Below are 15157 nucleotides of genomic sequence, written 5' to 3'. Positions count from 1 at the left end.
GAGGCGGTCCTCGGTGTGCTGCGGGTCGGCGGGTACGGCATCGGTGGGCTGCGGCCCAGGGCCGCCCTCGGTGGGCGGTGCGTCTGTCCGTACGGAAGCGGTGGCGGCGGTCACGAGAAGCTCCAGGGGGGTGTGGGCCGGGCGCAGCCGTCGTGGGTGAAGTACGGAGAGAGCGCGGAGTCCTGGGGGAGCGAGGCGATGTCGGTGACCACCTCACGGGCCGGGACCCCGGCCGCGTGGAACCGCTTGAGCCAGGTGGCGGAGGGCTCGGTGGCGAGCTCGGCCGGGGTTGTACCGGCGCCCGCTCCGACCGCGATCAGGCCGTCGGCGGTCGGGGCGACGAGGCCGGCCTTTGAAGGCGGCGTCCCCGGGCTCTCGTCCAGGCCGCGCAGCAGGGGCCGCAGCAGCACCCGGGAGGCGCCGAGCAGCGAGGAGTCGACGCGCAGCCGGCCGGTCGCCGCCCCGGACTCGCGGGCCAGCAGGGCCGCCAGGACCGATTCGGCCGCCAGGTGGCCGCCCAGGATGTCCAGCAGGGTCACCAGCGAGGGGGCCGGGGTCCCCTCGGGCGTCCGTACGGTGTCGGCGACCCCCGACCACGCCTGGACCATGGGGTCGGTCCACGGCGGGCGCGGCCCGTCGGGCGCGCGGTCCCAGGCGTAGATCAGCCCGGGGCGGGCGCGGGCCAGGTCGGCTTCGTCGAGGCGGAGCCGGGCCGCCTCGCCCGGCGCCCAGGTGTGCAGGAAGACGTCCGCCTCCGCCACGGTCTCGGCGACCGCGCGGCGCCCCGCCGCCGTACGGATGTCGGTCTCGCGGACCTCCTTGCCCGCGTTGAGCGCCGCGAACCGGGCCGAGACACCGCCCGCGAGCGGTGCAGCCCCGCGCGCCGGGTCGCCGCCCGGCTGTTCGATCCGGATGACGTGGGCGCCGAGCGCCTGGAGTACGGAGGTGGCCAGCGGGCCCTGGACGCCCCGGGTGGACTCGACGATGCGCAGCCCGCCGAGGGGGAGTTGCGGGAAGCCGGTGTGGGGGCGGGAGGAGGTGTACGGGGGTACCGGCAGGCCGCCGTCCTCGTCCCGGGGGAGTTCGCGCAGCTCCCAGGGGTCGTCGTCGTACCGTACGTCGCTGTCGGCGCGCCGGTCCGCGAGCGTGCGCAGGGCGCAGATGCCCATCCCGGTCCGCTCGGCGAGGAGGAGGAGATCGGCGTAGCGGTGGCGGGCCGCGCACTGGGCCAGCGTCGTGATCAGCGGGGACGCGGCCCGCGAGGAGCGTGCGGAGAAGGCCCGCCAGCTGTTGGCGATGTCCTTGGCGGGGGCGCCGACCGCCCTCCAGAAGTCGCGCCAGGGCTGCACTTCGAGCGCCTCCACCTCGAACCGCACCCCGTCGGCCGAGAGGAACGGCGGCCGGGCGGCACGGCGGTAGGGCGGGCTGGGGGTGTCCTCCGGCTCGTCCCCGGCCGTCGCGGCGGCCACGTACGGCCCCAGCGAGAAGAGGGCCGCCTCCGCCACGCTGACCCGGGCCGAGCGGACCGGGGTGCCGCGCAGGCCGGAGAGGGCGGCGGCCAGCAGGGCCTGGGTGGCGACGGTCCCGGCGAGGGTGGAGAGGTAGTCCACGCCGAGGGGGCGGGGGCCGCCGTTGGCCCGGCCGTGGAGGGCCATCAGTCCGGTCGCCGCCTGGGCGGTGGTCTCGTCGAAGGGCGTCGGGTCCCCGGCGGGCCAGCCCCGCAGCGTCAGGTCCGTCCCCCGGGAGTGGTGCGGGCCGCCGAGGCCGATGACGGTCTCCGGGCCGGCCGTGGCGTACCGGTCGTGCGCGGTGTGGGGGCTCCCGCTCCCGTGCCAGGGTCCGGCGTCGGGGCCGAAGCGGGCGCCGAGCCGGGTGAGGTGGTCGCGGACGACCTCGGTCGCCGTGGCGAGGCCTGCGGGCGGGGCGGGTGGCAGGTGGACGAGGTGGCCGTCGAGGGGGAGGGCTTCGCTGGTGGTGAGCGGGGAGAGCGGTGGCGCTGAGGTCAACGGGTCCTCCGGGGTGGGCCGGTGCGGTCCGGTGGTGGGCGTCCGGGGGCGGGGCGGCACGTTTCGGACGACCGGAGACGAGCCGTTTAGTTAGGTTAGGCTAACCATACTCATCTTGGCGGCCAGGTGGAGGGTTTCGGCCGGATCAGGCCGCGCGGCGGGGGAGTTGGGACGAGGCGGGCCCGAAGGGTGGAGTGGGGCCGAGCCATGCCCGTACCGAGGAGTACAGTCTCCGACGCCCTGGCAGCCCGTCCCGGTGCGGCGACGCTCCGGACAGCGGGCCGCCCCACCCCCGTACCCCCAGGTGACCGATGTCCGGCATAGCCGAAGCCTCCGAACGAGCCGAACGGCCGAGCGACCGCTCGGAGCCGCGTACGCGGGAAGAAATCGACCCGGACGTGTGCGAGAAGCGCTCCCTGCGGCTCAGACGCAGGCTGGAGCGGCTGATCGGGATCGCGGCCACCGAGGGGAACTCGCTGCTCCCGCTCCGCAACGGGGATCAGATCTTCGGCGCGATGCTCAAGGCGATCCGGTCCGCCGAGCACACCGTCGACATGATGACCTTCGTCTACTGGCGGGGCGACATCGCCCACGAGTTCGCCGAGGCGCTCGCCGACCGGGCCCGCGCCGGCGTCCGGGTCCGGCTGATGCTGGACGGCTTCGGCTCCCGGCTGATCGAGAAGGACCAGCTGGACATGATGGACGAGGCCGGGGTGACCGTCGCCTGGTTCAGGAAGCCGCTCTACCTCTCGCCGCTCAAGCAGAACCACCGCTGCCACCGCAAGGTCCTCATCACCGACGAGTCCACCGCGTTCACCGGCGGCGTCGGCATAGCCGAGGAGTGGTGCGGCGACGCGCGCGACGAGAACGAGTGGCGGGACACCCATGTGCAGGTGCGCGGCCCCGCCGTCGACGGGCTGGCCGCCGCCTTCGCGCAGAACTGGGCCGAGTGCCAGGAGGAACTCTTCGACGAGCGCGACCGGTTCGTGGAGGCCGACCACCACGGTGACGCGGTCGTCCAGGTCGTGCGCGGCTCGTCCTCCTTCGGCTGGCAGGACATGCAGACCCTGATCCGGGTCGTCCTCGAATCCGCCGAGGAGCGCATCCGCCTCACCACCGCCTACTTCGCGCCCGACGACTACTTCACCGGGCTGCTCTGCGCCGCCGCCCGGCGCGGGGTGGAGGTCGAGATCCTGCTGCCGGGCCCGCACACCGACAAGCGGGTCTGCCAGCTCGCCGGGCAGCGCCACTACGAGGAGCTGACCGAGTGCGGGGTGAAGATCTACCAGTACCAGCCGACGATGATGCACACCAAGACCGTCACCATCGACCGGGTCGCCTCGCTCATCGGCTCCACCAACTTCAACCGGCGCTCCCTCGACCACGACGAGGAGGTCATGCTCGCGGTGATGGACTGCGACTTCACCGACGCGCTGGACGCCCACTTCGACGAGGACCGTGAGAAGAGCGTGCTGATCGAACGCGGCCGGTGGAAGCGGCGCGATGTGCTCCAGCGGGTGCGGGAAGCGGCCGTCGTGCCGATCCGCCGCTATCTCTGAGGCCACATCCGCGTGTGTGCCCGGGGGCTGACCGGGCAGGCGGGGAGAGCAGCGTCCGTCTTGTGAAGGGAAGGGCCCATGAGCGTCTCAGCCGACACCTCGCCGGCACCGGCAGCCGCAGTGATCACCGAGCCCCTGCCCGACCTCCAGCTCCAGCTGCTCATCCAGCTCCTGGACGAGGATCCGCGCTCCAGCCTGCCCCTCACCCTCACCCACCCCGGCGGTCTGCTGCACGGCGATGTGATCGGCCACGAGCAGTGGAAGGCCGAGTGGTCCAGGAGCCTGCGCCAGGTCGAGGGCGAGGGCGCCAACCTGCTGGCCGAGTTCCCGGAGACCGTCGACCAGGGCGTACGGGAGATGCGGGGCCAGGAGCAGGGCGCGGAGACGGCCCGGCTGCCGCGCTGGATCCATCTGCGGGACGTGACGCTGCTCGGCGGCGCGATGAGCGCGGTCTCGCTGCCGCTGTGGCGCGGACGGCTCTCGGACGTGTCGGGGTGGGCGCTGGGCCGCCCGCAGTGACGGCCTCGTAGAGACGTGCGTATGTACGGGGCCGGCCCCGGCACCTGTGGGGGGTGCCGGGGCCGGTCACGTACCTCTTACGCGGTCAGAGCCGCTCGGGCGTCCGGATGCCGAGCAGCGCCATGCCCTGGTGCAGGGTTCGGGCGGTGAGGTCCACCAGGAAGAGCCGGTTCTCGACGACCTCGGGCGCGTTGTCCGGGCTGAGCACCTGGCACTGGTCGTAGAACGTGGTCAGGTGCGAGGCCAGCTGGTACAGATACGCGGCCAGCTTGTGCGGCTCGTAACCGGACGCGACCTCGCCCAGCACCTCGCCGAACTGGTCCAGGTGCAGGCCGAGCGCGCGCTCCGCCGGGGCCAGCGCCAGCTCCGGGTGGGCGGCCGGGACCGCGTCGCCCGCCTTGCGCAGGATCGACTGGATACGCGCGTACGCGTACTGGAGGTACACCGACGTGTCGCCGTTCAGCGACACCATCTGGTCCAGGTCGAACTTGTAGTCCCGCACGGCGGAGGTCGACAGGTCCGCGTACTTCACGGCGCCGATGCCGACGTACCGGCCGTTCTCCACGATCTCGTCCTCGGAGAGCCCCACCTTCCCGGCCTTCTCCCGCACGACCGCCGTGGCCCGGGAGACCGCCTCGTCGAGGAGGTCCTCCAGCCGCACGCTCTCGCCCTCACGGGTCTTGAACGGCTTGCCGTCCTTGCCGAGCACCGTGCCGAACGCGAGCTGCACGGCCTTGACGTCCTCGTTCAGCCAGCCCGCCCGGCGGGCCGTCTCGAAGACCATCTTGAAGTGCAGGGACTGCCGGGCGTCCACCACGTACAGCAGGGTGTCGGCCTTCAGCTCCTGGACCCGGTTCCGGATCGCGGAGAGGTCGGTCGCCGCGTAGCCGTAGCCGCCGTTCGTCTTCTTCACGATGAGCGGGACCTTGTTGCCGTCCGGGCCCTTCACATCGTCGAAGAACACGCACAGCGCACCCTCGGAGCGGACGGCGACACCCGTCTCCTCCAGGATCCGGCAGGTCTCCTCCAGCATGTCGTTGTAGCCGGACTCACCGACGATGTCGGGGTCGCGGATCTCCATGTCCAGCTTGTCGAAGACCGAGTGGAAGTAGATCTTCGACTCGTCGACGAAGCCCTGCCACAGCTCCAGCGTCTCCGGATCGCCCGCCTGGAGTGCCACCACCCGGTCCCGCGAGCGCGCCTTGAACTCCTCGTCGGAGTCGAACAGGACACGCGACGCCTTGTAGACCCGGTTCAGCGTCGACATCGCCGCCTCGCCGTCCGCCGCGTCACCCTCGTGCTTCAGGGCGCCCGGGTGCTCGATCAGATACTGGATGAGCATGCCGAACTGGGTGCCCCAGTCGCCGATGTGGTGGCGCCGGACCACGTCCTCGCCGGTGAACTCCAGGATCCGGACCATCGCGTCACCGATGACCGCCGACCGCAGATGGCCGACGTGCATCTCCTTGGCCACGTTCGGCTGGGCGTAGTCGATGACGGTCTTCCCGGCGTCCGCGGCCACCGGCACGCCGAGGCGGCCCTCGGCGTCGGCGGCCCGGGCGGCCAGCGTCTCGATGATCGCCCGGTCCGCGAGCGTGATGTTGAGGAAGCCGGGGCCGGAGACCTCGATGTCCTGGATCAGCTCGCCCGCCGGGAGGGCGGCCGTGACCTGGCCGGCCAGCTCCCTCGGGTTGCCCTTGAGCTTCTTGGCGAGCGCCAGGATGCCGTTGGCCTGGAAGTCGGCCCGGTCGCTTCGGCGCAGCAGCGGGTCCGCGGTGCCGGCATCCGGCAGAGCTGCCGTCAGGGCGTCCGCCAGCTGCTGCTGGAGCGTGGAAGCGAGGGAAGGGACCGAGGCCATGGCTGGCTGCCGTTTCCGTAGGGGTTCAAGGGATCTCCCCAGTATCCCACGGGGTGTAAAGCGGTTTACGCCCGGCGGAGAGCCGTTCACCCCGGCACAAAGCCGTTTTCGCGCTGCGGGGGGTAGCTGGGAGAATGGTCGGCAACCCATTGGGACCGACAGACGAGAGAAGGACGTGCCGACCGTGGCCGAGAGTCAGACCAGCACCGAGACCGACTGGGTCTCCCGCTTCGCGGACGATGTCATCGCCGAATCGGAGCGTCGTGCGCCTGGCAAACCGGTCGTCGTCGCCTCCGGCCTGTCCCCGTCGGGCCCGATCCACCTCGGCAACCTCCGCGAGGTCATGACCCCGCACCTGGTCGCCGACGAGATCCGCCGCCGCGGGTACACCGTGCGCCACCTGATCTCCTGGGACGACTACGACCGCTACCGCAAGGTGCCCAACGGCGTTCCCGGGGTCGACGAGACCTGGGCCGAGCACATCGGCAAGCCGCTGACCTCGGTGCCCGCCCCGGCCGGATCGGCGTATCCGAACTGGGCCGAGCACTTCAAGGCCGCCATGACGGCCGCCCTGGACGAGCTGGGCGTCGAGTACGACGGGATCAGCCAGACGGAGCAGTACACCGCGGGGACCTACCGCGAGCAGGTCCTGCACGCGATGAAGCACCGCGCCGACATCGACGCCGTACTGGACCGCTACCGGACCAAGAAGGACCCGGCGGCCGCGAACGCGTCCCAGAAGAAGAAGCCGCAGCAGCAGAAGAAGGTCGACGAGGCCGAGCTGGAGGCCGCCGAGGGCTCCGGCGCCGCCGACGAGGACGACGGCAGCGGCAACAGCGCCGGCTACTTCCCGTACAAGCCCTACTGCGGCAACTGCGAGAAGGACCTCACCGTCGTCACCTCCTACGACGACGACACCACCGAGCTGAACTACACCTGCTCGGCGTGCGGCTTCGCCGAGACGGTCCGGCTCAACGAGTTCAACCGCGGCAAGCTGGTGTGGAAGGTCGACTGGCCGATGCGCTGGGCGTACGAGGGTGTGATCTTCGAGCCCAGCGGCGTCGACCACTCCTCGCCCGGCTCCTCCTTCGTCGTCGGCGGCCAGATCGTCCGCGAGGTCTTCGGCGGTGTGCAGCCCATCGGGCCCATGTACGCCTTCGTCGGCATCTCCGGCATGGCCAAGATGTCCTCCAGCAAGGGCGGGGTCCCCACCCCGGCCGACGCGCTGAAGATCATGGAGGCGCCGCTGCTGCGCTGGCTCTACGCCCGCCGCAAGCCCAACCAGTCGTTCAAGATCGCCTTCGACCAGGAGATCCAGCGGCTGTACGACGAGTGGGACTCGCTGGGCCGCAAGGTCGCCGACGGCACGGTGCTGCCCGCCGACGCCGCCGCGTACTCGCGGGCCGTCCGCACGGCGGCCGGGGAGCTTCCCAGCACCCCGCGCCCGCTCCCGTACCGGACGCTCGCCTCGGTCGCCGACATCACCGCCGGGGCCGAGGACCAGACGCTGCGCATCCTCAGCGAGCTGGACCCGGAGAACCCGCTGACCTCGCTGGACGAGGCGCGCCCGCGCCTTGACCGCGCCGAGAACTGGATCACCACCCAGGTCCCGGCCGAGGCCCGCACCATCGTCCGGGACGAGCCCGACAAGGAGCTGCTGGGCTCCCTGGACGACCAGGGCCGCGAGTCGCTGCGCCTCCTCCTGGAAGGGCTGGACGAGCACTGGTCGCTGGACGGGCTCACCACGCTCGTCTACGGCGTGCCGAAGGTGCTGGCGGGCCTTGAGCCGGACGCCAAGCCGACGCCCGAGCTGAAGGCCGCCCAGCGCTCCTTCTTCGCCCTGCTCTACCGGCTGCTCGTCAGCCGCGACACGGGGCCCCGCCTGCCCACGCTGCTGCTCGCGGTGGGGGCGGACCGGGTGCGCAGGCTGCTGGGCGCGTAGCGCGGTAGACACGGAAAGGGCCGCCGCCCGGGAGTAGTAGTTCCCGGGCAGCGGCCCTTTCGTCTGTCTGTCCGTCCGTACGTACGTTCCGTGTCAGGCGCTCTGGTCGGCCGTCGCGCGCTGCGTGTAGAGGTCCTTGAACTGCGGCATCAGGTCCTGGAGCAGCTGGGTCGAGCGCGGGTGGTGCACATTGCGCCGGTCGGCCAGGTGGATGTCGAGGGTTTCGATGTTCGGGTACTCACCCACCTCGTCCGTGTACGCGCTGAACTCCTCGTACGCGCGGTCGGCGAAGTCGTTGTCCTCCTGGGACCACTCCTCCAGCTGCGGCGCGTCCTCGGGGCCGGGGGCGGGCACGGCGGGCGGCTCCTCATCGGCGGCCTGCGGCACGGGCTCCGGCTGCTGTACGGGCTCCGGGCCCTCCTGGGGTTCGTCCCGGCGGGGGTGCGGGACCGCGCCGATCGTGCCGACGTTGCCCAGGGGGCGGGTGCGGCCGGGGCCCAGGGGGACGGCGGCGGGGGTGGGCTCCAGGCCCTCGGCGTGGAGCGGGTCGTACGCGCTCGCGTGCGGGCCCTCCGGCAGCTTCTGGGCGGCGAACCAGGGGCTGTCGTGGGTGGGAGGCACCTGGGGGGTCTGCTCGGCGAGCTGGGCCTGCGCCTGGAGCTGCTGCTGAGGCTGCTGGGGCCCCTGCTTCTGGAGCGACATCGGCTGTGGCTGCTGCTGCTGCTGCTGCGGGTGCTGTGACTGCTGCGGGTGCTGCTGGGCCTGCTCCTGCTGCGGCACCTGCTCCCCGCGCCCCTGCTCGTACCCGTGCTCCTGGCTCTGCTCCCGGCCCTGCTCCCGCTGGGGCTCGTAGGGGAGTTGGGGCTTCGGGGCGGGCGGCAGCAGGGCCGGTTCGATGCCGGCGGCGGCGAGTCCGGCCGGGGCGGTCTCGGCGAGCGGGACGCCGTACTTCGCCAGCCGCAGCGGCATCATCGACTCGACCGGTGCCTTGCGGCGCCAGTTGCGGCCGAACCGGGCCTGGAGGCGGGCCTGGTAGATCAGCCGCTCCTGTTCGAGCTTGATGACCTGCTCGTAACTGCGCAGCTCCCACAGCTTCATGCGCCGCCACAGCTTGAACGTCGGTATGGGGGAGAGCAGCCAGCGGGTGAGGCGCACGCCCTCCATGTGCTTGTCCGCCGTGATGTCCGCGATCCGGCCCACCGCGTGCCGGGCGGCCTCCACGGAGACGACGAACAGGACCGGGATCACCGCGTGCATCGCGGTGCCCAGCGGGTCGGGCCAGGAGGCGGCGCCGTTGAACGCGATGGTCGCGGCGGTCAGCAGCCACGCCGTCTGGCGCAGCAGCGGGAACGGGATGCGCATCCATGTCAGCAGCAGGTCCAGCGCCAGCAGGACACAGATGCCCGCGTCGATGCCGATGGGGAAGACCAGGGAGAACTGGCCGAACCCCTTGGCCTCGGCCAGCTCGCGCACGGCCGCGTAGGAGCCGGCGAACCCGATCGCGGCGATGATCACCGCACCCGCGACGACGACTCCGATGAGTACCCGGTGCGTGCGTGTCAGCTGCATGGCGGCCACCGGCGCTCCCCTCCCCGACTCTTCTCTCCGTCCGGCATCCGACGTCCGGCGCTGGCACAGCCTGGCACATGTGTACGAGTGCCGTTGCGCGGGGATGGGTGAAGCCCGGCCCCCGGTGGAGGGCCGGACTCCGGAAGAACGCTGTGTGGCCTGGGAGTTCGAGGCTCCGGGCCGCCTCAGGTCACGACTTGGGCGTGGCCTCCGACTCGGGCTTCTCGTCGCCCTTCTTGTCGTCCTTCTTACTCTCGTCCTTCTTGGCATCCCCGGCCGACGGGGTGGCCTCCGCGCTGCCGGAACCGGCGGTGGCGTCGACCTTGCCGACCGCCTCCTTCGCCGCCTTCTGGGCGCCCTTGAGGATGTCCGCGGCGGAGGGGGTCTTCGCCCCCGCGAAGCCCGCGCCGTTGTACGTCAGGGTGACGACGACATTGCCGGTACGGGCCACGACCGTGGCGTACTCGAAGTCCTCGTCCGTCTTGTTGAGGCCGTACGTGACCGCCGTGGCCTCGTCGCCGATGCCGGGGGCAGCGGCGGCGGCGACCTTCTGCGCGCCCTCGCTCGCCTTCTCCTTGGCGACCTGCTTCGTGTAGTCCTCGTTGGCGCGCGCGGCGCCGCTGCCGAGCGACTGGTCCGAGTCGAAGCGGGTGAAGGAGACGGAGAGCCAGCGGTACTGCGAGCCCTTGACGCCCTTGTCCTCCAGACCGTTCCACGAGCAGCTGCCGCGCACCGAGAGGTCGCTGGAGCGGCCCGCGGTGCCGCCCTTCTTCTTGGCGTCGGGAACCAGGTCCTCGATGGTCTTCTTCCCGATCGAGGAGCACGCGTCGGGCAGGTCGGTGAACTTCGCCGGCTCCACCGCGGGCTTCGTCGGCTCGGCGGCGGCGGACGACGACGAGCCCGCGCTCTTCTCGGCCTCGGAGCCGGAGCCGGAGTCCGAGGAGCAGCCGGCGGCTACGAGCATCACCGGAACGGCGGCGCAGGCGAGTATGCGGGACAGTCGCGGAGCTGATCGGTGCATGGTTCCTTCACTCGGACGGCACGGAGGTCTCGTTCGTGGTGCCACGTTACGACGGGCGGCGCCCCCGCCGCGTCCCCGTCACGGACCCGGGCGGCCCGCGGACCGGCCGCCCGGGATCCCTGGGGCCGGCCCTACTCGCTGATCACCTCGGCCAGCTTCCGGGCCAGTGCCTGGGCCTTGTCCTGCAGTTCCTTGCTGTCGGGCACCTTGGTGACGAGGGCCGGCTGCTCGCCGTACCGGACGGTCACGAGCACGTTCGATGTGCGGAATACCACGCTCACCGTGCGGTGCTGTGCGGTGGAACCTGCCCGGGTGAGGAGATCGTCCAGAAATGCGGCATCCGCGAGCCCGTTGAGCACCCGCGGCCGGAGCTCCTCGCCGGGGGAGCCGGACGCGCCCGGGGAACCGGAGGCGGAGGGCGAGGAGCCGGCCGGGCCCTGGCCGTCGCCGGGCTTCCCGCTCCCCTTCGCGTCCTCCTCCCCGGGACTCTTCGTCGCGCCCTTCTCCGGCGCCACGCCCGGGGTGGCGGAGCCCGGCAGCTCGGCCGCGTTCTCCTTCTTCACGTACAGGGCGCGGGCGAGGTCGTCGTCGCTCACGGCGGGGTCGTACGACACCACGCGCTCGAAGTCGATCGAGAGGTTCCGGGAGGAGTCCGGGGCGTCGGACTTCCAGCTGCATCCGACCTTGCGGTCGGTGTCGTACGTGATGGTCGCCGACCCCCGCAACGCCCTCTCCTGCTGCTGCCGGGGCAGCTCCGCGAGGCCCGGCAGCAGGTCCTTGAGCGTGGAGCCCGGCACGGCGCGGCAGGGCGCGGGCAGGGTCCGGTACTTGCCCGGGGGCGCGGTGGTGACGGTGGGGCTGCCCGGCTTGCTGCCGGCGTCGCTGGTGCTGCCGTCGGAGCCCGCGCTACAGCCGACGGCGAGCGCTGCGAGGAGCGCGACGCCGGGTACGTACGCCATGTGTCGCACCGTCCCAGGCTCCCTTCGGTACGGAAAACGTGTTGCCGCTCGGAGGCGGCCGATGGACACAATGTGTATCGCACGCGCCGCTGTGAATGCCGGTCGGCCGACTTGTTTGCCGACCTTGGGCCCGGTTTTGCGCTTTCCGTCTTTTCGGGGGAATCTCGGGGGAATCGAGGAGTTATGTCGTACGTAGAGGTGCCGGGGACGAAGGTCCCCATCCGCATGTGGGCGGATCCCGCGTCGGTCGAGGACGTGGCGATGCAGCAGCTGCGGAACGTGTCCACGCTGCCGTGGATCAGGGGTCTGGCCGTCATGCCGGACGTCCACTTCGGCAAGGGGGCCACGGTCGGTTCGGTGATCGCGATGCAGGGTGCGGTCTGCCCGGCGGCGGTGGGGGTCGACATCGGCTGCGGGATGTCCGCGGTCAGGACGTCCCTGACGGCGAACGATCTTCCCGGCGACCTGTCACGGCTCCGCTCCAAGATCGAACAGGCCATTCCGGTGGGCCGCGGGATGCACGACGACACCGTGGACCCGGGGCGGCTGCACGGGTTCCCGACGGCCGGGTGGGACGAGTTCTGGGGGCGGTTCGACGGGATCGCGGAAGCGGTCAAGTTCCGTCAGGAACGTGCCACGAAGCAGATGGGAACGCTCGGATCGGGTAATCATTTTATCGAGTTCTGTCTCGATGAGACCGGTTCTGTCTGGTTGATGCTGCATTCCGGTTCGCGGAACATCGGCAAGGAGCTGGCCGACTTCCACATCGGCCAGGCGCAGAAGCTGCCGCACACCAGGGGCTGATCGACCGCGACCTGGCGGTGTTCATCGCGGACACCCCGCAGATGGCTGCGTACCGCAACGACCTCTTCTGGGCGCAGGAGTACGCGACGTTCAACCGCGCGATCATGATGGGGCTCTTCAAGGACGTGGTCCGCAAGGAGTTCAAGAAGGCGCGGGTCACCTTCGAGCCGGTCATCTCCTGCCACCACAACTATGTGGCGGAGGAGCGGTACGAGGGCATGGACCTGCTCGTCACCCGCAAGGGGGCGATCCGGGCGGGCTCCGGGGACTACGGGATCATCCCGGGCTCCATGGGCACCGGCTCGTACATCGTCAAGGGTCTCGGCAACGAGAAGTCGTTCAACTCGGCGTCGCACGGAGCGGGCCGGCGGATGAGCCGGAACGCCGCGAAGAAGCGCTTCTCGACCAAGGACCTGGAAGACCAGACGCAGGGCGTGGAGTGCCGCAAGGACTCCGGGGTGGTGGACGAGATCCCCGGCGCCTACAAGCCGATCGAGCAGGTCATCGACCAGCAGCGGGACCTGGTCGAGGTCGTCGCGAAGCTCAAGCAGGTGGTGTGTGTGAAGGGCTGAGGCCCCGTTGCGGTTGCCCCAGCCGTCTCCGGCACCGTCACCGGCCGGTCCACCGCATCCGCTACAGGGTGCGGTGGACCTTCGTGTTGGAGGCCTGGGCTCGGGGGCGGACCACCAGGAGGTCGATGTTGACGTGGCTGGGGCGGGTGACGGCCCAGCCGATCGTGTCGGCCACGTCCTCCGCGGTGAGGGGGGCGTCCACGCCCGCGTAGACCTTGGCGGCCTTCTCGGTGTCGCCGCGGAAGCGGGTGGTGGCGAACTCGTCGGTCTTGACCATGCCGGGGGCCACCTCGATGACGCGGACCGGGGTGCCGACGATCTCCAGGCGCAGGGTCTCGGCGAGGACGTGTTCGCCGTGCTTGGCGGCCACGTAGCCGCCGCCGCCCTCGTAGGAGGAGAGCGCGGCGGTGGAGGAGAGGATCACGATCGTGCCGTCGCCGCTTGCGGTGAGGGCGGGGAGCAGGGCCTGGGTGACGTTGAGGGTGCCGATGACGTTCGTCTCGTACATCTGGCGCCAGTCGGCGGGGTCGCCGGTCGCCACGGGGTCGGCGCCCAGTGCGCCGCCCGCGTTGTTGACCAGGAGGGCCAGGGAGCGGAACGCGGTGGCGAACTCGTCGACGGCCGCGCGGTCGGTCACGTCCAGGGCGTAGGCCGTCGCCTCGTGGCCGGCCTCGGTGATCTCGGCGGCGAGCGCCTCGATCCGGTCCTTGCGGCGCGCGGTGAGTACGACCCGGAATCCGGCGGCGGCCAGGGTGCGGGCGGTCGCGGCGCCGATGCCGCTGCTCGCGCCGGTGACGACGGCGATGGGGGTGGCGGTCATGGCGATCTCCTCGGGCAGCTGATCGGTAACGGGGAAAGGATAGGCAGCCGTTGCCCGGTCGGTCCGGGTGTCCAAGGTTCGCGATACGTGAACTACATGATCCGCGTGGGCTGTGCGGGTGGGGCAGAGCGCGTCGGAATCCTCCTTTAATGTGTTTATCGGGTGGTATCCGTATCTTTCGGGCATGGGACTGACGCGTAGAGGACTGCTGATGCCGCTGTCCGTCGCCGCGGCGACGGCGGCGGCGATGACCGTACTGGGGGCGGCCGCTTCGGCCGGCGCCTCCTCGGAGACGCCCACCGCCGGGGGGCCCGCCGCTGTGGTGCCCGCCGACGGGGCGGCCGCCGTGATGCCCGCCGATGGGGCGCCCGCTCCTGGTGCCGCCCCCGTGCCCCGGGCGGACCTCTCCCATCACGGGTACGTCTCCCTCTGGGGCGACCGCGTCGCGATCCGGATCCGCAGCGAGAACCTGGGGCCCTCCGATGTGACCGCCTCGACCGTACGGCTGCGCTTCTCCGCGCCGCTGGCCGTGAGCCAGGAGCTGCCGTACGGCTGCCTCCGGGGCGGAAAGGCCACCGTGCTCTGCGAGACGGGCGGGCTGCGGTCCGGCGGCGGGGCCCGGCAGACCGCACTCGACCTGACGCTCGCGGGCGGCCCCGACGAGGTCGTCGTACGGCTGGACACCGTCTGGAACGGCGGGGCGCGGGACGCCGACCGCAAGAACGACGCGCACGAGGTGCTCGCGCCCGCCACGGGGGATGCGTACGCCTTCTGAACCGGTGATCATGGTGAGGTGATCGTCGAACGCGCGTATGCCCATGTGGACGCCCCCGCTCCGGGGGAGTGGCCCTGGTCGGTGCCGTGCGTGCGGCAGTTCCTCGCCGAGGGGCTGCGGTTCCGGGCGCCGGTGACCTTTCTGGTGGGCGAGAACGGGTCGGGGAAGTCCACGCTGGTGGAAGCCCTGGCGGAGGGGTTCGGGCTGGACTCGTACGGCGGTTCCCTCGACTGGAAGTACGCGACCTCGCGCGGCAAGTCCCTCCTCGGTGAGCGCGTCCGCTTCGACGCGGCGCCCCGGGGGCGGCGGATGGTGGGCAGCCGGTCCGCGCGCAAGGGGTTCTTCCTCCGGGCGGAGACCGCCCTCGACGCCTTGGAGCGGGAGAACCTGGGGCCGGACGCCCTCAGCCACGGGGAGGGGTTCCTCGCGGCCTTCCGGGAGAAGTTCGTGGTGCCGGGGCTGTACGTCATGGACGAGCCGGAGGCCGCGCTCTCCTTCGGCTCCTGCCTCGAACTCCTCGGCCACATCGACCAGTTGGTGAAGGCTGGCGGCCAGGTGGTGTGCGCCACCCACTCACCGCTGCTCACCGCCCTGCCGGGCGCCGACATCGTGCAGGTGGGGGAGGGCGGCATGGAGCGGGTGCGGTGGGCGGAGCTGGCGCTCGTCGACCACTGGCGGCGCTACCTCGCCGACCCGCAGGCCTACCTCCGCCATATCGTCGGCTGAGGCGGGCCCCCGGCCCCGGCCCCGGGC

At 71.6% G+C, this 15157-nt stretch carries 11 protein-coding genes and 1 pseudogene; 6 read left to right on the top strand and 6 right to left on the bottom strand.

Annotation, left to right across the window (positions count from 1 at the left end; genetic code table 11):
* Nucleotides 1-110: 110 nt before the first annotated feature.
* Nucleotides 111-2006, bottom strand: a complete 1896-nt coding sequence (locus tag GTY67_RS14190) for a CoA transferase (RefSeq protein ID WP_161278949.1) — start codon at nucleotides 2004-2006, stop codon at nucleotides 111-113.
* Nucleotides 2007-2317: 311 nt separating this feature from the next.
* Here GTY67_RS14190 and GTY67_RS14185 point away from each other — a divergent pair, with 311 nt between their 5' ends.
* Nucleotides 2318-3565 carry a phospholipase D-like domain-containing protein gene (locus GTY67_RS14185; RefSeq protein WP_202461434.1) on the top strand — a complete coding sequence of 416 codons (1248 nt, stop codon included), beginning with the start codon at nucleotides 2318-2320 and terminating at the stop codon, nucleotides 3563-3565.
* 78 nt (nucleotides 3566-3643) lie between these two features.
* Nucleotides 3644-4084: a hypothetical protein gene (locus GTY67_RS14180; protein WP_161278948.1), complete on the top strand. Its 441-nt coding sequence runs from the start codon at nucleotides 3644-3646 to the stop codon at nucleotides 4082-4084.
* 85 nt (nucleotides 4085-4169) lie between these two features.
* Here the strand turns inward: GTY67_RS14180 and argS are convergent, their stop codons facing one another.
* Nucleotides 4170-5942: an arginine--tRNA ligase gene (argS, locus tag GTY67_RS14175; protein WP_093692140.1), complete on the bottom strand. Its 1773-nt coding sequence runs from the start codon at nucleotides 5940-5942 to the stop codon at nucleotides 4170-4172.
* A 175-nt stretch (nucleotides 5943-6117) separates the two neighbouring features.
* Here argS and lysS point away from each other — a divergent pair, with 175 nt between their 5' ends.
* On the top strand, nucleotides 6118-7884 hold the full coding sequence (gene lysS / locus GTY67_RS14170) for a lysine--tRNA ligase (RefSeq protein ID WP_161278947.1): 1767 nt from the start codon (nucleotides 6118-6120) through the stop codon (nucleotides 7882-7884).
* Between the two features lie 93 nt (nucleotides 7885-7977).
* On the opposite strand, the gene GTY67_RS14165 is transcribed toward lysS, so the two are convergent.
* The 3 genes from GTY67_RS14165 to GTY67_RS14155 form a co-directional block, all read right to left on the bottom strand.
* Nucleotides 7978-9462 carry a DUF2637 domain-containing protein gene (locus GTY67_RS14165; RefSeq protein WP_161278946.1) on the bottom strand — a complete coding sequence of 495 codons (1485 nt, stop codon included), beginning with the start codon at nucleotides 9460-9462 and terminating at the stop codon, nucleotides 7978-7980.
* 181 nt (nucleotides 9463-9643) lie between these two features.
* A complete protein-coding gene (locus tag GTY67_RS14160) occupies nucleotides 9644-10474 on the bottom strand; it encodes a DUF3558 domain-containing protein (protein ID WP_161278945.1) in 831 nt (276 codons plus the stop codon).
* Nucleotides 10475-10605: 131 nt separating this feature from the next.
* Nucleotides 10606-11433 (bottom strand): DUF3558 domain-containing protein, encoded by an 828-nt coding sequence (locus GTY67_RS14155; RefSeq protein WP_161278944.1) that lies wholly within the window; start codon nucleotides 11431-11433, stop codon nucleotides 10606-10608.
* A 183-nt stretch (nucleotides 11434-11616) separates the two neighbouring features.
* Here GTY67_RS14155 and GTY67_RS14150 point away from each other — a divergent pair.
* Nucleotides 11617-12809 (top strand): annotated as a pseudogene (locus tag GTY67_RS14150) (RtcB family protein).
* 61 nt (nucleotides 12810-12870) lie between these two features.
* Here the strand turns inward: GTY67_RS14150 and GTY67_RS14145 are convergent.
* Nucleotides 12871-13629, bottom strand: coding sequence for an SDR family oxidoreductase (locus GTY67_RS14145; protein ID WP_161278943.1), 759 nt, complete (start codon nucleotides 13627-13629; stop codon nucleotides 12871-12873).
* Nucleotides 13630-13813: 184 nt separating this feature from the next.
* On the opposite strand from GTY67_RS14145, the gene GTY67_RS14140 reads away from it, so the two are divergent.
* Both GTY67_RS14140 and GTY67_RS14135 read left to right on the top strand, forming a co-directional pair.
* Nucleotides 13814-14404 carry a hypothetical protein gene (locus GTY67_RS14140; RefSeq protein ID WP_343238675.1) on the top strand — a complete coding sequence of 197 codons (591 nt, stop codon included), beginning with the start codon at nucleotides 13814-13816 and terminating at the stop codon, nucleotides 14402-14404.
* An 18-nt stretch (nucleotides 14405-14422) separates the two neighbouring features.
* Nucleotides 14423-15130 (top strand): AAA family ATPase, encoded by a 708-nt coding sequence (locus GTY67_RS14135; RefSeq protein WP_161278942.1) that lies wholly within the window; start codon nucleotides 14423-14425, stop codon nucleotides 15128-15130.
* Nucleotides 15131-15157: the final 27 nt, after the last annotated feature.

It is taken from the genome of Streptomyces sp. SID8374 (assembly GCF_009865135.1).
Taxonomy (GTDB): domain Bacteria; phylum Actinomycetota; class Actinomycetes; order Streptomycetales; family Streptomycetaceae; genus Streptomyces.
The sequence above is the reverse complement of the archived record's forward strand: the minus strand, read 5'-3'. Positions and strand labels throughout refer to the sequence as shown.